Source organism: Cryobacterium sp. MLB-32, from assembly GCF_000738085.1.
In the GTDB taxonomy this organism is placed as follows: domain Bacteria; phylum Actinomycetota; class Actinomycetes; order Actinomycetales; family Microbacteriaceae; genus Cryobacterium.
Genome location: NZ_JPRS01000072.1, coordinates 15,559 through 38,127, shown reverse-complemented (window position 1 = coordinate 38,127; position 22,569 = coordinate 15,559). Strand labels below are relative to the sequence as shown.

18 protein-coding genes and 1 pseudogene are annotated in these 22,569 nt (G+C 66.5%); 13 read left to right on the top strand and 6 right to left on the bottom strand.

The features are described 5' to 3' along the window. Positions 1-10: 10 nt before the first annotated feature. Positions 11-1,921, top strand: a complete 1,911-nt coding sequence (gene typA / locus JF66_RS09450) for a translational GTPase TypA (RefSeq protein WP_035877331.1) — start codon at positions 11-13, stop codon at positions 1,919-1,921. 72 nt (positions 1,922-1,993) lie between these two features. Next, the gene (locus JF66_RS09445) at positions 1,994-2,425 is read left to right on the top strand and encodes a hypothetical protein (RefSeq protein WP_035877328.1); all 432 of its coding nucleotides are present in this window, start codon (positions 1,994-1,996) and stop codon (positions 2,423-2,425) included. Positions 2,426-2,737: 312 nt separating this feature from the next. Here the strand turns inward: JF66_RS09445 and efeB are convergent, their stop codons facing one another. The 3 genes from efeB to efeU all read right to left on the bottom strand — a co-directional run bounded on the left by efeB (position 2,738) and on the right by efeU (position 6,222). Next, entirely contained in the window at positions 2,738-4,075 is a 1,338-nt protein-coding gene (efeB, locus tag JF66_RS09440; protein ID WP_035877327.1) for an iron uptake transporter deferrochelatase/peroxidase subunit, read from the bottom strand. Continuing rightward, on the bottom strand, positions 4,044-5,246 hold the full coding sequence (efeO, locus tag JF66_RS09435; RefSeq protein ID WP_051973351.1) for an iron uptake system protein EfeO: 1,203 nt from the start codon (positions 5,244-5,246) through the stop codon (positions 4,044-4,046). Before efeO ends, efeB begins: the two co-directional genes overlap by 32 nt. A 112-nt stretch (positions 5,247-5,358) precedes the next feature. After that, the gene (gene efeU, locus JF66_RS09430; protein WP_035877326.1) at positions 5,359-6,222 is read right to left on the bottom strand and encodes an iron uptake transporter permease EfeU; all 864 of its coding nucleotides are present in this window, start codon (positions 6,220-6,222) and stop codon (positions 5,359-5,361) included. Positions 6,223-6,372: 150 nt separating this feature from the next. On the opposite strand from efeU, the gene JF66_RS22245 reads away from it, so the two are divergent. The 5 genes from JF66_RS22245 (at position 6,373) to JF66_RS09410 (ending at position 10,396) form a co-directional block, all read left to right on the top strand. Further along, positions 6,373-7,101 (top strand): PIG-L deacetylase family protein, encoded by a 729-nt coding sequence (locus JF66_RS22245; RefSeq protein ID WP_156109721.1) that lies wholly within the window; start codon positions 6,373-6,375, stop codon positions 7,099-7,101. An 11-nt stretch (positions 7,102-7,112) separates the two neighbouring features. Continuing rightward, entirely contained in the window at positions 7,113-7,340 is a 228-nt protein-coding gene (locus JF66_RS22240; protein ID WP_156109720.1) for a hypothetical protein, read from the top strand. 72 nt (positions 7,341-7,412) lie between these two features. Further along, positions 7,413-7,736, top strand: coding sequence for a ferredoxin (gene fdxA / locus JF66_RS09420; protein ID WP_035834817.1), 324 nt, complete (start codon positions 7,413-7,415; stop codon positions 7,734-7,736). A 6-nt stretch (positions 7,737-7,742) separates the two neighbouring features. Continuing rightward, positions 7,743-8,843 (top strand): succinyldiaminopimelate transaminase, encoded by a 1,101-nt coding sequence (gene dapC, locus JF66_RS09415; protein WP_035877325.1) that lies wholly within the window; start codon positions 7,743-7,745, stop codon positions 8,841-8,843. A gap of 218 nt (positions 8,844-9,061) precedes the next feature. Continuing rightward, positions 9,062-10,396, top strand: coding sequence for a citrate synthase (locus JF66_RS09410; RefSeq protein WP_369797987.1), 1,335 nt, complete (start codon positions 9,062-9,064; stop codon positions 10,394-10,396). A gap of 88 nt (positions 10,397-10,484) precedes the next feature. On the opposite strand, the pseudogene JF66_RS09405 reads toward JF66_RS09410, so the two are convergent. Continuing rightward, positions 10,485-12,961, bottom strand: a pseudogene (locus tag JF66_RS09405) (penicillin acylase family protein). A 197-nt stretch (positions 12,962-13,158) separates the two neighbouring features. Then, complete coding sequence (gene dapD, locus JF66_RS09400) at positions 13,159-14,136, bottom strand: 2,3,4,5-tetrahydropyridine-2,6-dicarboxylate N-succinyltransferase (protein WP_035877324.1); 978 nt, start codon at positions 14,134-14,136, stop codon at positions 13,159-13,161. 17 nt (positions 14,137-14,153) lie between these two features. On the opposite strand from dapD, the gene dapE reads away from it, so the two are divergent. From dapE to JF66_RS09385, 3 genes are all read left to right on the top strand, one after another. After that, the gene (gene dapE, locus JF66_RS09395; protein ID WP_035877323.1) at positions 14,154-15,257 is read left to right on the top strand and encodes a succinyl-diaminopimelate desuccinylase; all 1,104 of its coding nucleotides are present in this window, start codon (positions 14,154-14,156) and stop codon (positions 15,255-15,257) included. After that, positions 15,233-16,477 (top strand): hypothetical protein, encoded by a 1,245-nt coding sequence (locus JF66_RS09390; protein WP_231556362.1) that lies wholly within the window; start codon positions 15,233-15,235, stop codon positions 16,475-16,477. The genes dapE and JF66_RS09390 overlap by 25 nt, the downstream gene beginning before the upstream one ends. Before the next feature lie 83 nt (positions 16,478-16,560). Then, positions 16,561-16,737 (top strand): DUF3117 domain-containing protein, encoded by a 177-nt coding sequence (locus JF66_RS09385; RefSeq protein WP_081882276.1) that lies wholly within the window; start codon positions 16,561-16,563, stop codon positions 16,735-16,737. Between the two features lie 108 nt (positions 16,738-16,845). Here JF66_RS09385 and JF66_RS09380 read toward each other — a convergent pair whose 3' ends face one another. Beyond that, positions 16,846-17,478, bottom strand: coding sequence for an O-methyltransferase (locus JF66_RS09380; protein WP_035877322.1), 633 nt, complete (start codon positions 17,476-17,478; stop codon positions 16,846-16,848). An 86-nt stretch (positions 17,479-17,564) separates the two neighbouring features. Here JF66_RS09380 and JF66_RS09375 point away from each other — a divergent pair, with 86 nt between their 5' ends. The 3 genes from JF66_RS09375 to JF66_RS09365 all read left to right on the top strand — a co-directional run bounded on the left by JF66_RS09375 (position 17,565) and on the right by JF66_RS09365 (position 22,566). Continuing rightward, entirely contained in the window at positions 17,565-17,963 is a 399-nt protein-coding gene (locus JF66_RS09375; protein WP_035877321.1) for a twin-arginine translocase TatA/TatE family subunit, read from the top strand. A 238-nt stretch (positions 17,964-18,201) separates the two neighbouring features. Beyond that, entirely contained in the window at positions 18,202-18,636 is a 435-nt protein-coding gene (locus JF66_RS09370; RefSeq protein WP_035877319.1) for a GreA/GreB family elongation factor, read from the top strand. A gap of 267 nt (positions 18,637-18,903) precedes the next feature. Continuing rightward, positions 18,904-22,566, top strand: coding sequence for a DUF3376 domain-containing protein (locus tag JF66_RS09365; RefSeq protein WP_035877318.1), 3,663 nt, complete (start codon positions 18,904-18,906; stop codon positions 22,564-22,566). Positions 22,567-22,569: the final 3 nt, after the last annotated feature.

Below are 22,569 nucleotides of genomic sequence, written 5' to 3'. Positions count from 1 at the left end.
ATCTACTTTTATGGCGATTGCTACGCGCAATAACCTCCGAAATGTTGCCATCGTCGCTCACGTTGACCACGGCAAGACGACGCTGGTCGACGCGATGCTCAAGCAGACCGACTCGTTCTCCGACCACGCCAAGGTCGAAGAGCGCGCCATGGACTCGAATGAGCTCGAGCGCGAAAAGGGCATCACGATTCTCGCCAAGAACACGGCGGTTTCGTACAAGGGCATCCACGCCCACGAGGGACCCATCACGATCAACGTGATCGACACCCCCGGCCACGCCGACTTCGGTGGCGAGGTCGAGCGCGGCCTGTCCATGGTCGACGGTGTCGTGCTCCTCGTCGACGCGAGCGAGGGCCCGCTGCCGCAGACCCGTTTCGTGCTGCGTAAGGCGCTCGAAGCCAAGCTGCCCGTCATCCTGCTGGTCAACAAGACTGACCGTCCCGACGCCCGTATCGACGAGGTTGTGGCGGAGAGCCAGGACCTCCTCATCGGTCTCGCGAGCGACATGGCCGACGACTTCCCCGACCTCGACCTCGACGCCGTGCTCGACGTACCCGTCGTCTACGCGTCCGGCCGTAACGGAGCCGCGAGCTGGAACAAGCCGGAAGACGGCACGCTGCCGGACAACGACGACCTCGAGCCGCTCTTCGACGCGATCCTCAAGCACATTCCGGCACCGACCTACGATGACGAGCACCCTCTGCAGGCGCACGTCACCAACCTCGACGCCTCGCCGTTCCTCGGCCGCCTCGCACTGTTGCGCATCTTCCAGGGCACCATCAAGAAGGGCCAGACCGTGGCCTGGGTGCAGCAGGACGGCACCGTCTCCAACGTGAAGATCACCGAGCTGCTCATCACGAAGGCGCTGGACCGCTACCCGACCGAGAGCGCAGGCCCCGGCGACATCGTGGCCGTTGCCGGCATCGAGAACATCACCATCGGTGAGACCCTGGCCGACCCCGACGACGTGCGCCCGCTGCCGACCATCACGGTCGACGACCCGGCCATCTCGATGACCATCGGAACCAACACCTCGCCGCTCATGGGCAAGATCCGTGGCCACAAGCTCACCGCTCGCATGGTCAAGGACCGCCTCGACCGCGAACTCGTCGGTAACGTGTCGCTCAAGGTCGTCGACATCGGACGTCCGGACGCCTGGGAGGTGCAGGGTCGTGGAGAACTGGCCCTCGCCATCCTCGTCGAGCAGATGCGTCGTGAAGGCTTTGAGCTCACCGTCGGCAAGCCGCAGGTAGTTGTGAAGCGCGTCGACGGCAAGATCCACGAACCGTTCGAGCACCTCACCATCGACGCACCGGAGGAATACCTCGGCGCGATCACGCAGCTGCTCGCCGCTCGCAAGGGTCGCATGGAGAACATGGCGAACCACGGCACCGGCTGGGTTCGCATGGAGTTCATCGTTCCGTCGCGCGGCCTGATCGGCTTCCGCACGCAGTTCCTCACGGACACGCGCGGTACCGGTATCGCCAACGCGATCCTGCACGGCTACGAGCCCTGGGCCGGCACGATCAACACCCGAACGAACGGTTCCATCGTGGCCGACCGTTCCGGTGCGGTCACCCCGTTCGCGATCATCAACCTGCAGGAGCGCATGTCGTTCTTCGTGCAGCCGACCTCCGAGGTGTACGAGGGCATGGTCATCGGCGAGAACTCGCGCGCCGACGACATGGACGTGAACATCACCAAGGAAAAGAAACTGACCAACATGCGTCAGTCCAGCTCCGACACGTTCGAGTCGATGACGCCGCCCAAGGTGCTCTCCCTCGAGCAGTGCCTCGAATTCGCCCGTGAAGACGAGTGCGTCGAGGTCACCCCCGCCGCCGTGCGCATCCGCAAGGTTGAGCTGACCGCGGCCGCGCGCTCGCGCCAGGTCTCGCGCGTGAAGAAGCTCGACGGCAACTAAGCAGCACCCGCTTGTCAGGAAAACCCGCAGCCCGTGGCTGCGGGTTTTCGTGTTTCGGGGCACAATGTGGGCATGCCTTCATCACGTCGTGCCCTTACTGCTGTCCTGATCGTGACCGCCCTCGGTATCGCACCGCTGCTTTCGGGGTGCGACGCGGTCGGTGGTGCCGTCAACACCGCGGTCACCGATGCGTCAGGTGGCAATGTGAGTCTCGGCGGTCAGCTGCCGGCCGGCTGGCCGAGCGAGGTGCCCGTGATCGACGGCACGGTTCTGTTCGGTGCCGGAACGTCGACGAGCGACCAGCAGGGCTGGGTCGTCACGATCGATGCCACGTCCGCTGATCCGCTTGCAGATGCGCGCACCCAGCTGGAGGAGGCGGGCTTCGTGGCAGATACGAGCGCATCCGGGGAGACGTCCGGCGTCGTCGCGATGACCAACAACACCTACCGGGTGGTGGTCGTGGGCAACAAGGACGGCATCCTATACACCGTCACCCCCCTCTAGCGCCCGGAGGATCGTCTCACCGGGTCTCGATCGCTCGTGCCTCGCGCCTCGACCAGCGATTCGATCGTTCGTGCCTCGACCGGCCCTTCCGCTGGTCGAGGCGCGACGGAGGAGCGATCGAGACCGCGTGAGCTGGTGTTCGGGTCCTGTGGATTGTCTTGCGGGGTCTCGATCGCTCGTGTCTCGACCGGCCCTTCCGCTGGTCGAGGCGCGACGGAGGAGCGATCGAGACCGCGTGAGCTGGTGTTCGGGTCCTGTGGATGGTCTTGCGGGGTGTCGATCGCTCGTGCCTCGATCTGTGGAGCGCAGCTCCTAGGCGAAGAGGGGCGCCCCAACGTAGCTGCCGGCGCGCGCGCCGGCCGGCACGACGAAGAGGGCGCTGCCCACGTGCCGAATGTACTCGTTCAGTGCGTCGTGGCGAGCGAGGGCGGTCTGAACGGTGGTGAACTGTTTCGGCGACCGCTGGAAGCTGATGAAGAAGAGTCCCGCCTCGAGCCGACCGAGGTCGTCATTGCCGTCGACGAAGTTGTAGCCGCGGCGGAGAAGCTGGGTGCCCGCGTTCTGCCCAGGGTGGGCGAGGCGCACGTGCGAGGCGGTCGCCATGAGAGGCTGGCCATCCCGCCCGTCCACGGTGAAGTCCGGTTCCGTGAACTCGGTGCCACCGGACAGCGGCGCGCCCTCGCCCTTCGTGCGGCCGAACACCGCCTCCTGCTCGCGAAGAATCGTGCGGTCCCAGGTCTCAATCGTCATTCGGATGCGCCGCGCGACCAGATATGATCCGCCCACGAGCCAGGGCTGGCCGTCCGATGCCGGAACCCAGACCTGCTCATCGACCACGGCGGGCTGTTCTGCCTTGATATTGGCCGTTCCGTCTTTGAAACCGAACAGGTTGCGCGGGGTGGCTTGCGTCGTGCTCGTGCTGGAGGTGCGTCCGAATCCCAGCTGGGACCAGCGGATGACGGCGCGGCCGAATGCGATGCGGGACAGGTTTCGAATGGCGTGCACGGCCACCTGTGGATCGTTTGCGCACGCCTGAATGCAGAGGTCGCCGTCGCTGAACGCGGCCTCGAGCGCGTCCCCGGAGAAGTGGGGGAGCGGAGTGAGGTCTGTGGGACGACGAGCTCTGATGCCGAATCGGTCGGCACCATCCGTGGTTTCGAACAGGGTTGGGCCGAAGCCGAAGGTGATCGTCAGCCCGGCAGGTGGGAGCCCCTGGGCCTCCCCGGTGTCCTCGGGGGGAGCGTCGTAGTTGCCGCTGATCGCTCCGAACTCACCCACGTCGTGCCCGGCGGTGAGTGCGGCCGCGGCGGTGCTCCAGTCGCGCAGCAGCCCGATCAGGTCGGCACGGGTGGCATCCGCCGCCATGTCAAAAGCCGCGAAGTGCAGGCGGTCCTGCGCAGGCGTGACGATGCCGGCCTGATGAGACCCGTAGAAGGGATACGTGGCGGAGTCCGACGAAGCGGATGTGCCCACCGCGGTGGCGACGACACGATCCCCGGCCACCCCGAGGCCGATACCGGCCGCACCGGCGCCGGCCAGACCGAGCAGCCCGCGACGGGTGATGCCGCGTTCGGGGGCGTCTGTGTCATCGCCAGCGGCCTCGGACGCCTCCGCTGTTTCAGACCGGGGCTTGTTCCGACGAAGGATCACAGCAGCAGGCGCCGGTGAGCTCGTTGAGAGGTTCGCCGAGGGCATTCACCTGATCGGCGAGGGTACGGATCTGGGCGGGCGTGAGGTCGGTGTAGAGGGCGAAGCCGTCGCCCACCCGCTGAGCGTCGAGCAGGGCCTGCAGGGCAGCGAATTCGCTGTCGAGCGACTCGGCCAGATCGGGGTCCTCGTGCACGAGCACGTCGCGCACGCCGGCGTAGAGCACGGCGGCGCCGTCGACGTTGGCCTGCATGTCCCAGAGATCGGTATGCGACCAGGTTTCCTCTTCGCCGGTGACCTTGCCGGATGCGACCTCACCGAGCAGGCCGATCGCCCCGTTGGTTTGCTGGGCGAGAGTGAAGCTGAGCCCGTCGACCTTGCCCTTGAGCGTGTCCGTGTCGGCGACCAGAAGCTCCGAGAGGTGCCGACGCTTCTCCGGCGTGTAGGCGGCGAAACCGGCCTCGGCCTCGGCCGGCCACAGGTCCTTCTCAATCGCGTGCCACCCGGTCCACTCCTGGCCCTCCTCAAGGTCCGCCTCGCGGAGGTCAAGCTTCGGGTCGAGGTCGCCGAAGGACTCCGCGATGGTCTCGACGCGTTCCCAGTGCGCCCGGGTGGGGGCGTAGAGTGCGCGCGCGGAGTCGTCGTCGCCAGCGGTGTAGGCGGCGGCGAAGGCGGTCGTTCCCGTGGCGAGCTGGCCGACCTGGTCGTTCACATAGGACGCATAGTTCGTGTTGGCCGTGTCGATCTGGGCGGCCAGGTCGGCGTTCGGCTTCGCTGCGGCGTCGGACTCCGTCACCGTGAAATCTGCCTTGCCCACTCCGTCGCCGGTCATTCCCGGCTTGCAGGCCGTGAAGTAGCTCCCGGCGGAGAGCTGAACGACCAGGTCGCGGCTGAGACCGGGACCGATGTTCTCGGCCTCGCCCTTGATGGAGAGGCCGTCCTCGGCGAGCAGGTAGAACTCGGTCACCTGATCGCCGGAATTGGTCACGGTGAAGCTCACGGTGCCGGCGGGCGCCGTGTCCGATGACACGGTGCACTCCGTGGCGGAGCTGTCGACCGTGAGATTCTCGGGGGTGGACTTCGGGGCATTAGCCACGCAGCCGCTGAGGGTCAGGATGCCGATGGTGGCGACGGCGCAGAGGGCGAGGGCATGACGGGGGACATGGGCGCGCATAGAAATCCTTCGAGACGGGGGGGGAGAGTCAGCAGGGCCGGACTGAGCCCGGGAGGCGGTAGGGCGGGGCGGGGCGTTGAGGCTCACCGTGTGAGATTCAACCGGGATCGGCTCAGCGGGCGAGGGCCGTCTCCGGGGCGGGTGCCGGGTGCGAGGCCGCAGCGGGCTGTACGCGCCCGCGGCGGCTCTTCGCGATGAACAGTGTCAGGGTGGGCACGACGTAGCCGAGCCACACCAGAAGCTCCAACCACGTCGTGGCGGGGGAGAAGTTGAGCGTGCCCTTCAGCAGGGTGCCGTACCAGCTGCCGGTCGGCACGGCGGCGCTCACGTCGAAGGCGAGGCTGTTGAGGCCTGGGAGGATGCCGGCTTCCTGCAGGTCGTGCACGCCGTACGACAGCACGCCCGCCGCGACGATGATGAGAATCGCACCGGTCCACGTGAAGAAGCGCGAGAGGTTGATGCGCAGCATTCCGGAGTAGATCAGCCAGCCGAGGGCGATCGCGGTGAGGATGCCCAGCGTGGCACCAAGCAGCGGCATCGAGTTGGATCCGCTCGCCTGTACGGCGGCCCAGAGGAAGACCGCCGTTTCGATACCTTCACGGCCCACGGCGAGGAAGGCCACGAGAACGAGGCCGATGCCCGAACCGACGAGGTGCCGGTCGATGTTGCCCTGGAGGTGGCCCTTGAGGTCGCGGGCGGTGCGCAGCATCCAGAACACCATCCAGGTCACGAGGGCGGTGGCGATGATCGAGAGCACGCCGCCGATGATCTCCTGGGCGGTGAAGGACAACCCGTAGGTGCCGTAGGTGAGGAGTGCGCCGATTCCCAGAGCGAGCGCCACCGCGAGTCCGACGCCGAGCCAGATGCGCGGCAGAACGTCTTTGCGGTCGATCTTGACGATGTAGGCGATGAGAATAGTCACGATCAGGGCTGCTTCAAGCCCCTCGCGAAGGCCGATCAGGTAGTTACCGAGCACGTCACGTCCAGAAGGTCAAGATGCGGAATAGCTGTGAATGATGGTAAGGCTAACCTTACCTTTTCCGACTCTAGCCCCGGACACCCGCCCATGTCTAGTTATGATTCTGTGAGGTGAATGTGTCTTTATCGAGGAATGCAGCGGGGTCCCATGGTTATGTCCGGTAGCGGCGAACACATCGTGTTCGTGCATGGGCGCCCAGGCGATGAATCCTGGCTGACTGGCGGCACAATCGCTCGCCTGCACGACCTCGGGTCTCCCTCCCTCGTCCTGTATGAAGCGGATGCCGGCGCTCCAGACGGGTTCGCGGCCCCCGAGGTGTCGGGCGTGACAGCGGCGCTCGGTGCGCTCGGGGCGACGGAGTGGAGAACGCTGCCGCCGGTATCGGCTCCCGATCGAGCCTGTGCCGACGCGCTGGCTGACGCCGTCGCCGAGCAGTGGGCCACGGCCGTGGCGATCGGCACGGTGAGCGACGCGCTTCGGCTCACGGCGACCGCGGCGGCGCACGCCGCCGGCCTGCCCGTCTTCCTGTGCCGACGTATGTCTGAAGCGGCCACCCAGCGGCCCGTAGCCATCGACGTGAGCGATCACCTTGAGCAGAAGCTGCGGGCGCTCGCCTGTTTCCCCGGGCGTTGGACCGTGGCAGACCGCGCCGTTACCGTCACGGGTGGGCCGACCACGCCCGTCTCCGGGGCGGAGGCCTATGCCCGCCTCGATCCGCCGCGCCCGCCCCCGGTGGCCCCAGCGCCACCCCCGTTGATGAATCGAGTCTTGGCCGGCGTGCTCGGGGTGGGTGCCGGAGTCGCCTTCGGCGTGCTTGGCACCCTCGCGCATCAGTCCACCGCCAGCGTCGGTGAGGTGAGCATCCCCGTGGGCTGATCCTCGCGCTCGTGGCTGTTTCGGCCCTGTTGGTGGGTCTGCGACTCCTGCGCGGTACTCGTACGGTCGCATTTCTGGCCGCCACCGGTCTACTCGTGACGATCTTTGTGCTGTCGTTGCGCGGTGCCGGTGGCTCCGTACTGGTTCCGGCCGGCCTGACGGGAACACTCTGGACCGTTGTTCCGGCCCTTGTGACGGCATTGGTGCTGGCCTGGCCCACAATTCCTGCTCGGCGGTGAGCGTCCGCTGAATCGGCCCCAAGGCCGAACGGGCGTAGGATAAAACCCTGCTCTCGAAGGGACATAAATCAAGTGACGTATGTGATTGCCTTGCCGTGCGTCGACGTGAAGGACCGGGCCTGCATTGATGAATGCCCGGTCGACTGCATCTACGAGGGCGAGCGCTCGCTCTACATCCACCCCGACGAGTGCGTGGACTGCGGCGCCTGCGAGCCCGTCTGCCCCGTCGAGGCCATCTACTACGAAGACGATCTGCCCGAACAGTGGGCCGACTACTACAAGGCCAACGTGGAATTCTTCGACGACATCGGTTCCCCCGGCGGAGCCGCCAAGGTCGGCGTGCTCGCCAAGGACCACCCCGTCATCTCCGTGCTGCCACCCCAGGTTCAGCACTAGTCTCTCGTGCTGACGTCGCTGCCCGACTACCCGTGGGACCAGATGGTCCCGTTCATGTCGCGTGCCAAGGCTCACTCTGACGGGATCGTCGACCTGTCGATCGGCTCGCCCGCCGATGAGACTCCGAGAGTTGTTCGCGAGGCCCTCGCCCAGGCAACGGATGCCCACGCGTACCCGCAGACCGCCGGAACGCCCGAGCTTCAACAGGCCATCGTGGCCTGGTACGCCCGGCGGCGCGGCGTGACGAACCTGAGCGAGAAGAACGTGCTCCCCACGATCGGCTCGAAAGAGCTCGTCGCGCTGATGCCCTTCATGATCGGCATCGGGGAAGGCGACACGATCGTGCACCCCCGTGCCGCGTACCCGACCTACGCGATCGGCGCTGCGATCGCCGGCGCCACGGCGCTCGCGTCCGACGACCCGGCCGAGTGGCCCGCCGGCACGAAGCTCATTTGGCTGAACAGCCCCGGCAACCCCGACGGGCGGGTGCTCTCCGTCGCCGAACTGCGCGCGGCGGTGCTGCGGGCCCGCGAACTCGGTGCCGTGATCGTGAGCGACGAGTGCTACGCCGAGCTGGGGTGGGACGAGCCCTGGGACGCGGAGCCGATTCCGAGCATCCTCGACCCCCGCGTGATCGACGGCTCCCTGACGAACGTGATCGCGATCTACTCCCTCAGTAAGCAATCCAACATGGCGGGCTACCGTGCAGCCTTCGCCGCCGGAGACGCGGATGTGCTCGCTCGCCTGCTCACCGTGCGCAAACATGCCGGACTCATGCTGCCGGCACCCCTCCAGACGGCCATGATCGCCGCCCTCGGCGACGACGATCATGTCTCCGTTCAGCGCGAGCGGTATCGGGCCCGCCGGGCAGTACTGAAACCAGCACTCGAAGCGGCCGGCTTCCGGATCGACAATAGCGAGGCCGGGCTCTATCTCTGGGCGACCGAGGGACGGCCGGCCTGGGAGTCGATCGCGCGGCTCGCTGATCGGGGAATCCTCGCCGGTCCCGGACCGTTCTACGGCGACTTCTTCGACGATCACGTGCGGTTTTCTCTCACGGCAACCGACGAGAGAATCGCCGCGGCCGCCAAACGTCTTCTCGCTTGAACGCGGCTTGACCGTGTCTTCGAGGCATGCCGACAGGGCGCGTTCCACCCCGTAAACACGGGTGTGTGGAACATCGATAATGAAACACCCGAACTCTTGGCGGATGCAACAGTAGGCCGTCCGGCCCTTTAGGCTGTAGTCGGAACGAGTTTGCCGGGCGCACGAATATGCCGTGGCGAACGCCCGGCACCATACGCAGCGAGACTCAGGGAGGCTCCGTGACCGACGTCGCGCAGCAAACGATATCCAACGAACCAGAGCAGGAAACTGCTGTGGAACCGCAGACGGCAACTCTTAGCTACCCGGGAGGCACGGCGGAGTTTCCCATTGTGGAGAGCACCGACGGCGCGTCGAGCATCGATATTTCGACGCTCACGAAGAAGACCGGTCTCACCACGATTGACTATGGCTTCGTGAACACCGCGGCGACGCGCTCCGCGATCACCTACATCGACGGCGAGCAGGGTATTCTGCGCTATCGCGGTTATCCCATCGAACAGATCGCCAAGAACTCCAGCTTCCTCGAGACGGCATGGCTGCTTATCTACGGAGAACTGCCCACGCAGCTCGAACTCGAGAACTTCGACGACCGCATCCGTCACCACACCCTGCTGCACGAAGACATGCGCCGTTTCTTCGATTCCCTGCCGCACAAGGCCCACCCGATGAGCGTGCTCGCCTCCGGTGTGTCCGCACTGTCGACGTTCTACCAGGATTCCCTTGATCCGAAGGACCCGGAGCAGGTCGAGATTTCCACGATCCGCCTGCTCGCCAAGCTGCCCGTGATGGCGGCCTACGCGCACAAGAAGAGCATCGGCCAGGCGTTCCTCTACCCCGACAACTCGCTGAGCTTCGTCGACAACTTCCTCAAGCTGAACTTCGGCAACCGCGCGGAGCCCTATGTGGGCAACCCCGTCGTGAGCCAGGCGCTTGAGCGTCTGCTCATGCTGCACGAAGACCACGAACAGAACGCGTCCACCTCGACGGTGCGCCTCGTCGGCTCCACCGAGGCAAACCTCTTTGCGTCTGTTTCGTCCGGAATCAACGCCCTCTTCGGTCCCCTGCACGGCGGTGCGAACGAGGCAGTTCTCAAGATGCTCGGTGAGATCAAGGCGTCCGGCGAAGGCGTCGAAAAGTACGTCGAGCGAGTGAAGAACAAAGAGCAGGGGGTGAAGCTCATGGGATTCGGCCACCGGGTCTACAAGAACTTCGACCCGCGCGCCACTCTGGTCAAGGAGAGCGCCCACGAGGTTCTGGCAGCCCTGGGCATCAAGGATGACCTGCTCGACATTGCGCAGGAACTCGAGAACCTCGCCCTCAGCGACGATTACTTCAAGGAGCGCAAGCTCTACCCCAACGTGGACTTTTACACCGGAGTCATCTACAAGGCGATGGGCTTCCCGACCCGCATGTTCACCGTGCTGTTCGCCATCGGGCGTCTGCCCGGCTGGATCGGGCACTGGCGTGAGATGAACGAAGACCCGGCCACCAAGATCGGCCGCCCGCAGCAGCTGTACGTGGGATCCGGCGCTCGGGACTTCCCGCAGCGTTAGGCTTCGTCGCTCCTCGACGGGTGGTGCGCTGGTCGAGGAGCGACGAAGGAGCGATCGAGACCTCGCAGGCCGATCCTGGGTGCGCCGGTCAGCCCGGTAGCAGGGTCAGCGTGTCCGTCGCGGCGTCAGTGAGCGCCACGGGAGTGAAGCGCCACGGGCGCGTCTCATGGTTCTGCCACAGCGGAGCCTGGTCGACATAGTTCGGGTGGAACGCATGCCCGGATGCGCCGGTGAGGTTGATCCACGTCGACCGGTCGAAGTCCCCGAGATCGATCACCTGCCGCATCGAGGCACCCAGTCCACCGCATAGCCGGGAACCGTGGCATCGGAGCCCTGGGCGTTGACCACCGCCGACCCGCCCCCGAGCTCGTAGGGGCCCCGATTGAACAGCATCTCGATCGGCGCCACCCCCGATTTGCCCAGGCTCTGGTTCGTGAGTTCGAGGGTGTGGATACGGCCCCATTCCCACTGGGAGGTGTCCGACCCCATGCGGGTGACCCCCTCGGTTGCGGCGTCCTCAAGCACGCGGGTCAGCATCTTCGACTGGCCCGTGGTGCCGGTGCGTTCGTTCGCCCACCACGGCGAGTCCGGTTGGGCGAGCAGGGTTGTCACCACGGCGAACGACCGGTCGCCTCCGGTCATGCCGGCGCCGTCGGGGAGTTTGGCGTCAAACATCTCGGAGAGGAGCCGGTGCCACACGATGTTGAAGTACGCGGCAGCGGCGCTGTCCGCTCGTACTGTGTAGTCCCAGCCCTCAAAAAGCTGCTGGGCCTTGAGCGCCTTCCCGGTGACGGTGACACCTTGCAGGGCTGGCACGAGTGCCTGGGCGATGGCGCTGAAATCATCCGCCTGTATCTCGCTCATCATCGCGCCCGTCAGCGGGGTCCCGTCAGCGATCAGGGCGGTCAGCCGTTTCGTGATCTGGTCGGCGCGGTAGCCGAGATCCCAATCGGCCGTCAGCAGGTATGGGTAGTCGGGGCCGACGGCGGCATTGTTCGCTGCCACGATGTATCCGCTCGGGGGGTTGAACACCTGGGGCAGGGCGTCGAAGGGGATATAACCATTCCAGCCGTATTGGCTGGTCCAGCCGGGCACCGGCACGGTTCCGTCGCCGGTGATGCGGATCGGCACGACCCCCGGGGCCTGGTACCCGATGTTCCCGTCGACGTCGGCGTAGACCAGATTCTGCGAGGGCACGTCGAAGTTCGCCGCGGCCGCTCGGAAGCTGTCCCAGTTGGTGGCGCGATTGAGGGCGAAGATGGCGGATGCCGTTCGGCCGGGGCTCAGGGCGGTCCACTGCAGGGACAGCTCGTAGGTCGCGGTCGGTGCCGCGGCATCCGGGGCCTCTGCTGGGGACGGCATGCCGGCGGCGGGCGGGTAATCGCTCGCAATGGCGGCAAAGTCGGTGCCGGTCAGCCCGCTCACGATGGGGCCGTGTTCGGTCGAGCGGATCGTGATCTTCACGTCGGTCCCGCCCGCCACGGTGATCTTCTCGCTGCGCACAGCAAGCGGTTTCGCCACGCCGTCGTACTCGTAGGTGTCGCCGGTGACCCGTTCCACATACAGGTCGGCCACGTCCGGAGCCAGGTTCGTGAAACCCCAGGCGATGCGCGCATTGTGACCGATGACGACACCTGGCAGCCCCGAGAAGCTGTATCCGGCCACGTCGAACGGGCACTCGGCGCTCACCGTGCTGCAGCGCAGTCCCACCTGGTACCACGCCGATGGAAGCGCGGGCCCGAGGTGCGGGTCATTGGCCAGCAGCGGCGTGCCCGTGTCGGTGAGGGCACCGGACACGACCCAGGAGTTGGAGCCGATGTCGCCGCCCGCCGGACCGAGCAGCTCCGGCACGGCCGAGAGCGAGGTGCGCAGCGAGGCGAGGGCCTCGCCGTATCCGCTCGCGGTGACCGATACCTCGGTGGAGGGTTTCGCTGTCTCCACGGAGGCGGGAGCGGTCGCCGCCGCCGCACCGGCCGGGGGGCCGCCCGTAATCGTGGGGTGGGTGCCATAGGGGTAGGTCGGATGCAGCTCGGCGATCTCGGCGGGCGAGTAGTCGGGGGTGAGCAGGGCGCGGTCGATTTCGTCGACGAGGTTCGATCGCAGGTCCCAGGCCATCGCCTTCAGCCACGCCACCGAGTCGGCGGGCGTCCACGGTTCCGGTTCGTAACCCGGGTGCTGCAGGGCGAGCACGGCGTACTCAAGGGAGATATCCGCGCCCCGGTGGGTGGTGAGGTAGGCGTTCACGCCGTCGGCATAGGCCTGGAAGTAGCCGAGGGTCTCCGGGTCGAGGAGCGCCACCTCGGCCTCCGCGACCGCGCGCCAGCCCAGCGTGCGTACGAAGGTGTCGGTGCCCACCTGACTGTCGCCGAACAGTTCGGACAATCGGCCGGAGGTGACGTGACGTCGAAAGTCCATCTCCCAGAAGCGATCCTGGGCGTGCACGTATCCCTCCGCCAGAAACAGGTCCGCTGACGTCTTCGCCGTGATCGAGGGGATACCTGCTTCGTCGCGAACGACCGTGACCTGGGACCCGAGGCCAGGGATGTCGACCTGGCCGGAGAGCATGGGGAATGAGCGGGTCACCGTCCAGACACCGACACCGGATGCGATCAGGGCGAGGGCAAGTAGCACGCCCAGGCCGGCGAACAGGAAACTCAGCCTGCGGTGTCGTCTGCTTCGAGGTGCGTCGGTGCCCACATCACTCCCTCGTGATTAGTGTGTAGTCCGGATGCTACCGGTAAGTGGGCACCCGGTGGTGGCGGCTACGCGTGCAGGGCCTCGTTGAGCACGATGCCCGTTCCGGTGCGGGCGAGCACCTCGACGGCGCCGGAAATGGAATTGCGACGGAACAGCAGGTTCGGGACGCCGCTGAGTTCAACCGCCTTCACCGTGCGCGCCTGGCCGTCGTTGCCGACGGGCGAACCGACGAGTACGACCTTCGTGCCGGCCGTCACATAGAGGCCCGCCTCAACCACCGTGTCGTCGCCGATCGCGATGCCGACGCCCGAGTTCGCCCCGAGGAGGGCCCGGGCCCCGATCGAGACGCGCTGCGTACCGCCGCCCGAGAGCGTGCCCATGATGGACGCGCCGCCGCCGATATCGGAGCCTTCGCCCACGACGACTCCCTGCGATACCCGCCCCTCCACCATGGACGAGCCGAGCGTTCCGGCGTTGAAGTTGACGAAGCCCTCGTGCATGACGGTGGTTCCGGGAGCCAGATGGGCGCCGAGGCGAACGCGCGAGGCATCCGCTATTCTCACGCCGGCCGGAATGACATAGTCGAGCAGCGGCGGGAACTTGTCGAGGCCGCTGGCCTGAATGCCGGCGCGCTGCAGTGACGGGCGCAAGCGGGCGAAGTCTGCCGGCAGCATCGGGCCGGCGTTGGTCCACACCACGGAGGGCAGATGGCCGAAGATGCCCTCGAGGTTGATGCTGTTGGGCTTCACGAGCAGGTGGGAGAGCAGGTGCAGACGCAGGTAAGCATCCGACGTGCCGGCGACCGGGGACTGGAGGTCGATCTGCACGGTAACGGCCTCAAGGCGCACGGAGCGGCGTTCGTCGGGGCCTGCGGCCTCACTGAGTTCGGCCGGTACGATCCAGCGGTCGCGGTTGGCCGGCAGCTCGCCGAGCGAGGGGGAGGGGAACCAGGTGTCGAGCACGGTTCCGTCGGACGCAATCGTGGCGAGGCCGTAGCCCCAGGCGTGTGCGGACGAAGACTCGGAAGAAACTGCGATAACCATTCCTCTAGATTAGTAGAGTGCCTTCTACAGCTTCGAAACTCGTGTCCCTGAACCTCGCCGGATCGTCGATCGACCTCACCCGTCAGATCTGTGACATTGAGTCGGTGTCGGGCAACGAGACTGCTCTGGCCGACGCCATCGAACAGGCCCTCGTCGGCTACGCGCACCTGGAGATCATCCGCGACGGGGACACCGTCGTGGCCCGCACGAACCTCGGCCGTGCCCAGCGGGTCGTCATCGCCGGTCACATCGACACCGTGCCCCTGAACGAGAATCTGCCGACCCGCTTCGAAACCATCGATGGAGTCGAGTACCTGTGGGGCCGCGGCACCGTCGATATGAAGGCCGGTGTGGCGGTACAGCTGAAGCTTGCGGTCGAACTGACCGAGCCCGGAGTCGACATCACCTGGATGTGGTACGACCACGAGGAGGTCTCGGGCGACCTCAACGGCCTGGGACGACTCGCCGGCAATCGGCCCGACCTCTTTGCGGGGGATTTCGCCATCCTCGGCGAGCCGACCAACAGCCGCGTCGAGGGGGGCTGCAACGGCAACCTGCGCGTGGACGTGCGCACCGTCGGGCTGCGCGCGCACTCCGCGCGCGCGTGGGTCGGCGAGAACGCAATCCACAAGGCTGCCCCGATCCTCGGCCTCCTTGCCGCCTACCAGCCGCGAGAGGTGGAGGTAGAGGGACTCGTCTATCGCGAGGGCCTGAATGCCGTCGGAATCAGCGGCGGGGTGGCGGGAAACGTTATCCCCGACGAATGCATCGTGCACGTGAATTACCGCTTCGCTCCCAGCCGCAACGCCGACGAGGCTGAGGCGCACGTTCGCGAGCTGTTCGCGGGCTTCGACGTGGTCGTGGTCGACAAGGCGGAGGGTGCCCGTCCCGGCCTCAACGCGCCGCTGGCCCAGCAGTTTCTCGCGGCCGTCGGCGGCGAACCGATGCCCAAGTACGGCTGGACAGATGTCGCCCGTTTCTCCGCCCTCGGCGTGCCCGCCGTGAACTACGGCCCGGGCGACCCGCTCAAGGCCCACGCCGATGACGAGCGCGTCGCCGTCGAGCAGATCACCGACTGCGAGGACGGCCTGCGGTCGTGGCTCGCGGCATCCACCCGGTAATGAGCCGCCCGGCGGCGCTGTCGAGCGAACGGATGCCGTCGCGCTGGCTGGCGCGCTGCCGGCTCACGCCGTGGTGGGGCCGCGTCCTGGTGATCTGGCTGCTCTCCCGGGTGGTCACCACGACGATGATTCTCGTTCTGGCGCGGGTGCAGGGCCCGAACGCGTGGACCGGAGCAAGCCCGAACTACGTGGACTTCGCCAACATGTGGGACGGCCGCTGGTACAACATCGTGGCCCTGTACGGCTATCCCTCGGTGTTGCCGCTCACGGACGCCGGGCAGATCAGCGAGAACGCTTGGGCTTTCATGCCGGGCTACCCGATTGTGGCGCGTTCCCTGATGGTTCTGAGCGCTCAGGAGTGGGCCCCCGTGGCGGTGTTCGTCTCCGTCGCGTTCAGCCTCGCGACAGCTCTGCTGTTCTACAAGCTGATGAATCGGGTGCTCGACTCGTCAACGGCACTCTTCTCGGTCGTGCTGTTCTGCGTGGCGCCCCTGTCGCCCCTGCTGCAATTCGGCTACGCCGAATCGATGTACCTCTTCTTTCTCACCCTCGCGTTATACCTGCTGCTGGCGCGACGCTACGTGCTGCTCTTCCCCGTGATCGCCGTGATGGCACTCACCCGGCCGAGCGGACTTGCCTTCGCGCTGGCCATGGCCCTGCACGTGATCTACCGGTTTGTCACCCGTGCGAAGGACCCGTTCCCGGTGCGGGAGCGAGTGCTCTCGGCTTCCGTCGCTGTGTTCAGCGGCGTGATGGGGCTCGCCTGGCCGATCGCGGCCTGGATCGCCACGGGCAGTATGACGGCCTATACCGACACCGAACTGGCGTGGCGCGCCCCGTACATCGGCTATCAGGAGCTGGTTCCGTTCGCGGCCTGGTTCCAGAGCGGTGTCTGGTGGCTGGGTGAGACCCGCGGCATCGTCGTGGTGGTGGCCCTGATCGGTGCGTTTGTTCTGTTCATGTTCACGCCGATCGTGCGTCGCCTCGGTGTTGACCTGCGGTTCTGGGCTGCCAGTTACGCGCTCTACCTGTTGGCGGTCTTCTTTCCGCAGTCAAGTACATTCCGGCTGCTGATGCCGTTGTTTCCGCTGCTCGGAGCGGTGGCCGTGCCACGGCATCCGCTCTACCGCATCGGGATTGTGCTGCTCTGCATTGCCGGCCAGTGGGGCTGGCTCCTGATCTGCTGGGGCGTCGACGGTCAGGACTGGACACCGCCGTAAGTCGTCTCCGGAAGACCCGCAATTAACGTCTCGCGGCTCAATGGTCGATAATAGGTATACAAAGACGAATGGAAGGGGAGTTCATGGCGGCCATGAAGCCACGGACCGGAGACGGGCCAATGGAGGCTGTAAAAGAGGGGCGCCTGATCATCGTGCGTGTACCGCTCGAAGGTGGAGGGCGACTCGTCGTCTCCGTGAACGACGCCGAGGCCAAAGAACTTCACGACGCGCTCGCCGGAGTTGTGAACGCAGTCAAGTAGCCTCACTTACATGAATGGCTGCACGCTTCCCCGCTATGTCAGGGGCGTGCAGCCATTTTTTATGCGCTCGAGGATCTGCCCTCGTCATCACACAGACGAGCGGATGCGTCAGGCGCGAAGCTTCGTGATCTGGAGCAGGCCGTCGCCCACGGGGGAGAGCGCGCTGATCACGGCGTTCGACGAGGCGATCTCGGCGAGCAGAGTTCGGAAGCCGGTGGCGACGTCGTCGCGCTTGGCCGGGTCGGCCACCCGACCTCGCCACAGGGCGTGTGCGACAAGCACCGTGCCGCCGGGACGGGCCAGACGCAGACCGTGCTCGACGTACTCGATGACCGACTGCGGGTCGGCGTCGATGAAGACTATGTCGTAGGAATTCTCGTTCATGCGCGGCAACACGTCGGCGGCCTTGCCCGTGATGAGCCGAACCCGGTTTGCGGGGATCTGGGCTTCAAGGAAGTTCGCCTTGGCGTGCTGCAGGTGGTCGACCTCGGTGTCTATCGAGGTCAGCATGGCGCCGGGCGCGCCGCGCAACAGCCACAGGCCGGACACGCCCGCGCCCGTACCGACCTCCAGGATGCTGCGGGCACCGGTCGCAGCCGCGATGACGGCGGTCTGGGCGCCCACGGAGGGCGCGATCGCGTCGATCCCGAGCTCGAGGGACTGCTGTCGGGCCTTGGCCACGGCTTCGGACTCCACGACAGAGTCGTCGGAGAATTTCCAGTTCAATACAATGTCAGACACAGTTCACTCCAGTTGATGAATAGATCAAGACTATGGCCGAGGCAGGGGTGGTCGATGGATGCCTCGCCGGGCGATATTCTGGGACTATGTTCGGATTGACGTTTGAGAAGGTCCTCATCATAGGGATCATCGCCGTCTTCCTGCTTGGACCCGAAAAGTTGCCACACTACGCGGCCCAGTTGGGACGTCTGGTGAGGCAGCTGCGGGACATGGCCAATGGTGCCAAGGACCGCCTTCGCGATGAAATGGGCCCTGAGTTCGACGAACTGGACTGGAAGAAGCTTGATCCGCGACAGTATGACCCGCGGCGCATCATTCGGGAAGCCCTCACCGAGGAAGAACCCGTCAAACCCCAGTCGGCCACGATCGGCCGGGCGAGCCCGGCGGCGGCCTCCCTGCTCGGTGCAGCCACCGGCGGAGCGGCCCTCACCCCCATCACCGCTGCCGCGCCGCTCGCCGCCCCCTTCGACGCCGAGGCCACTTAGCCCCACCAGAGGTCGTGTGAGGCAGTGCAGCGCATGTCCCCAGGCGATTAAGTGGGCAACGCCTCACAGACGAGTCGAGTCCGAGAACGTGCGCCTCGATCAGTACCTGCCGCGAAACCTGCGTGGTTCGGTGACCGCGTCCGGGAGGATTTGACCCCGCGCGCTTGAGATGAGACATTGGTCAATCCGCCAGACGCCTATGTCTGGAGGATTTTTTGGGTTTGTGGAGGTATTTGTCATGGCTGTTGCTGCCGAAGAAACGCTGTGGGTCACGCCGAAGGTGCTCGAACGTCTGCGCGCCGAGTTGGCAGAACTCTCGTTGGTCGTGAGCCCCGATTCCGAAAAGGGCCAGCGGAGTGATGCCCGGATCCGGGAGCTTGAGCGGATGCTGCAGCACGCCGAGCTGGGAGAAAAGCCCGATGACGGACTCGTGGAGCCGGGCATGCAGATCACTGTTCACTTTGCGAGCGGGGGCGAGCCGGAGACCTTCCTTCTCGGGTCGCGCGAGCTGATGAACGTGGATGGTGAGCTCGGCCTCGACGTCTATTCCCCGACATCGCCGCTGGGCGAGGCCATCATCGGCAAGTACCGTGGCGACAGCGCCTCGTACCTGGCGCCGACGGGTGCGACCATTCACGTGGAGATCACCGGCGTGATTCCCTTCCGGGGCTAGACCAACGCGGGGGAGTCGCCGGCTGGCGAACGCGCTGGCGGCTCCCCCTCGAGCCGACCGCTCCCCTCCGCCCTCCCGCTGGTCGAGGAGCGAGGGACGCTCGGGTCGAGCTTGTCGAGACCAGTCTCAAGACCTCGCGAGCCGATCCCGTCACCCGGCTGGAGCAGCCTAGGGAGTCGCGCGAAGTGGCTTGTGCACGCTGGCGACGCACCCGGCGCGGGCGCTAGGCTGCGAGTCACGTGAGCACTCCAGAGAATCGGGCTGCAGATGACCCAACCGGCAGGATTCGCAGTGCGGCTGCGGCTGACGCCGAGCGATCCGCAGCCTCCGCGCGTACCCGAGCTGTTCGACGATACCCGGCCACGCCCCTTCGATCGCACACTCCGCCTTGCTCTCGCAATGAGGGGCGGTGTGAGCCTCGCCGTGTGGATTGGCGGAACCGTCGCCGAACTCGATATTTTGCGCCGGCTGCGTCTGGTCAGTGAGGGCGACGGGGTGGGCGCTTACATGCTCGTAGCCGACCCCGAGTCACCGACGCTCGACCATTCGCTCAACGAGCACGTGGTGGCTCGTGCGGGGCTGTACGCGCGGATGCTGGCCGACCGCGGCTTCGACCGGGTGGAATTTGACGTACTGGCCGGGGCGAGCGCCGGAGGACTGAACTCGGTCATGTACGCGGCCGCCCAGCGCACGGGCGCGGCCCCCGATGAGATGCTGCACACCTGGGCCAGAGACGGGGCCATATGGCGGTTTCTGCAGAAACCCGGGTTGCGTCCCATCAACGCCCCGCTGCGAGGTGATGAGTACTTCGCCCCGGCCGTCAACGATGCCATCGCCGCCTACTACGACCCCGACTTCGCGGCGGGAAACGAACTTCACCGTGCTGCGCACGTGGTGGTCGATCTGTCGGCCACCATTCTCGACCGGGAGGACGGCCCCGACCGTGGCACGAGGGAAGGCCGGGGGCACTTCCATTTCGTCGGCGCGGCCCACCCCATCGATCCTGACGAGGACCCGGTCGGAGAGCAGACCGCGCTGGCGCGCGAGTACCGCCGTGGAATCCCGGCGGTGCAGTCGTCGGGGCACGTCGAGAGCCTCGCCCGCCTCGCCTACGCGGCCCGATCGACATCCTCCGTTCCCGGCGGGTTCGAACCCGCGTTGATCTCCTCCGTCGCGTCCGGCTCGGGGCCGCCCGTCGACGACCGCATCGACATGACCTTCGCGTTTCATGCTCACCGCACGGCCGACGATGTGCCCTATCGCGTGATCGACGGCGGCCTGACGGACAACATTCCCATCGACCGCGCCTTTCGTGCGATTCGCCGGATGCCCTCCGACGTGCATTCCCGGCGCGCGCTGATCTACCTCAATCCCGAAGGCCCGGTGTCGATTCGCCCCCACGTGCCCGAGCCATTCAGCGGGGACTACCCGCGGCCGGATCTGGCAACGAACCGGCCGGTGTCACCGCGCCGGGATCGACTGTCGCTCGTGCTCAACGTGGCGGTTGGAGCGCTCGCGGTCAGCTTTGGACGCGAATCCGGCGATGAGGAGGTGCAAGCAGTCGACGATTTTCGACGGGAACTGTTTCTCGCCCAGGGACGAGACCAGGGTTTGCAGGTGCTGGTCGGCGACCTGGCTGCTGTTTCCTCGGCGGATGCGCTGCGAGCCTACGTGCGCTTTCGGTCCTCCACAGACCTCGATGTGCTGACCCGTGTGCTGCTCGACCCGGCCGTCTGGCAGCTGGGTACCGATCTCCCGGTGCGCTCGGTGGTCACGGCACTCGAACCGCGCCAGCTGACGAGTCTCGAGAGCGAGATCCGGGACGATTACGCCGGCATCGCGGATGACGCGACCGAGGCCGATCTGCGTCAGAGCGTCGTGTGCTCCGGTGCCGAGGCGCTGTGCGCGGCCGCGCTGAATGTTCTGGCGTGGATCCAGACCTTGGAACGCTCAGCGTTCGAGCAGACCGGGAACACCGACATCGAGCTTGACTGTCAGGAGTATGCCACGGTCGGCGACGTACGGCTCGCCGTTTACGGGGTGCTCGACGCGGCGGAGCGAGCGAAGGACGAGATCCTGGCCGGGGTGGTCGAGGTCGCCAACGAGGTGCCCGATGGGACGACCGCAGACGAGGTGGCACGGGTCATCGTCACCCAATGGCTGCGTCCGGAACGGGTGCTGCCCGGCTGGGCCGCGCTCGACGGGATCGTCACGCTGCTTCAGCACGTGCCGGAGGTCAACCCGCTCATCTCGCAGAGCACCGAGTGGGCACAGTCGCCGTGGCGCGGAATCTCGGCACGATCCGGCCTCGATGCCCTGGACACCTCCGCGTTCACGGCCGCCCGGGGAATCCGGGAATCCCTGCTGACCCTGGACTTCTGGGAGATATCGGCGAACGAATCGCCCGCTCATTACGGCGACTACGCGAGCCTCCTGCGGGGTCAGCTTCGTGCCGGACTACGCTCCGCGCTCGTGCTGCCGCAGAGTCAGCTCCAGCCCCCGGTAATCGATGCCTTGCTGAGTCAGAGCGAGCTGAGGGCGACATCAAAACTCAACGGGTCGCGCTACCTCAACCTGTCGGGCTTCTTGAGCGCCGAGTGGCGGCTCAACGACTGGTGGTGGGGGCGCCTGGATGCCGGGGCGGGCGTCGCACGCTTTCTCAGCGCGCTGCCGATGGATTCACCGCTCACCGCGGTCGAGCCCCCCGACGACGATCCCGTCCTGCTCGTTCAGGACGAGATCCTGTTGCACGCCGCGGGGCTGAAAGACTGGGCGCCGCTGGGACGACATGCAGCGGATACGGGTACGCGCGCGGCCAATGGTGAGCGGACGCTCGGCGCTCAGGTGAAACCCGACCAGATTCGAGCATCCCTCCGCCGGGGCGCGGATTCCCTGCGCAACCTCGAGCCCGGCTACCGCGTGGCCGTGGGCTCGCAGTCCCTCCGGGTGGCGTTTCGGTCCCTCGCCCGGTGGGGGAGTCCGTGGTGGATGCACGTTGTTCTCGTGTTCCTGCGCCCGGTGACGGTTCTGGTGCCCCTCGTGCTCGATCCCCCGCGGGCCCTGCTGACGATCGCGGTCCTGGCGGGCGGCCTCGTGCTCTCGTCGGCCGCTGGCGCACCTGCGGTCGTGGGGTGGTCCTGGGGCGCGCCCCTCATCCTCCTCGCCTCGTGCCTCTATTTTGCAGTATTCCGTTTCGTGCATGCGTCTCGGCAGTGGCGGCAGATCGAACAGATCGTGGCCCACCTCGACGGGAAGCAGAGCACCCGACTGGCCGACGTGAGGCACCACCACCGACTCGCCCACACCTGGTGGGTGCTCGACACCGTGGCGGGAGCCGTCTTTGTCGCGACCGCGCTGTCCGGGTACGCGACGGGCAACGGCATGGGTACGGTAGCGGTGCTCGTCCTGCTGCTCGCCGGTGCCGGAGCGTTTGTTGTGGCCGGGCACCGAATCCGCACGGTCCCCGCCAACTCCGGGTACCCCGGTCGGGACACCGTGATCGGAGCCGTGGGCATTCTGCTGCTCTTCGGTGTGCCTCTGTCGTCATCGTCGCTCGGCGCCGCGATAGCGGGGGCCGTGCCCGGTTCCGCCACGGCGCAGCTCCTCGCCGTCACCGCCGGGCTGGTGTCGCTGCTGACGAACTGGGGCTGGCAGGCCGGGTGGCATCCCGCCCAGCTTCTGCCCATTCCGACGAGCCTCGTGGCTCTCGCATCCTGGCTCGCGCAGGGTCTCCTCGCCGCAGGGACGGCCGGGTTGGTCTGTGCGGGGCTGCTTGACCGCGCCGGCTGGGCAGATTCCGTGACCCTGTCGGCCGTGGCGGTCTCGACGGCACTGTTTCTGAGCGGTACCGTTCAGTGGTGGCTGCCCGACCTGCTGGCCTGGCTGCCGTCCTATGAACCGAAGGATCTCACCAAACGTGGCATCGACTGAAGG

Coding starts and splice junctions, on each gene's coding strand:
- typA (WP_035877331.1), top strand. CDS start 11: ATGGCGATTGCTACGCGCAATAACCTCCGAAATGTTGCCATCGTCGCT.
- JF66_RS09445 (WP_035877328.1), top strand. CDS start 1,994: ATGCCTTCATCACGTCGTGCCCTTACTGCTGTCCTGATCGTGACCGCC.
- efeO (WP_051973351.1), bottom strand. CDS start 5,246: ATGCGCGCCCATGTCCCCCGTCATGCCCTCGCCCTCTGCGCCGTCGCC.
- JF66_RS22245 (WP_156109721.1), top strand. CDS start 6,373: ATGGTTATGTCCGGTAGCGGCGAACACATCGTGTTCGTGCATGGGCGC.
- dapD (WP_035877324.1), bottom strand. CDS start 14,136: ATGGTTATCGCAGTTTCTTCCGAGTCTTCGTCCGCACACGCCTGGGGC.
- JF66_RS09385 (WP_081882276.1), top strand. CDS start 16,561: ATGGCGGCCATGAAGCCACGGACCGGAGACGGGCCAATGGAGGCTGTA.
- JF66_RS09375 (WP_035877321.1), top strand. CDS start 17,565: ATGTTCGGATTGACGTTTGAGAAGGTCCTCATCATAGGGATCATCGCC.
- JF66_RS09370 (WP_035877319.1), top strand. CDS start 18,202: ATGGCTGTTGCTGCCGAAGAAACGCTGTGGGTCACGCCGAAGGTGCTC.
- JF66_RS09365 (WP_035877318.1), top strand. CDS start 18,904: ATGACCCAACCGGCAGGATTCGCAGTGCGGCTGCGGCTGACGCCGAGC.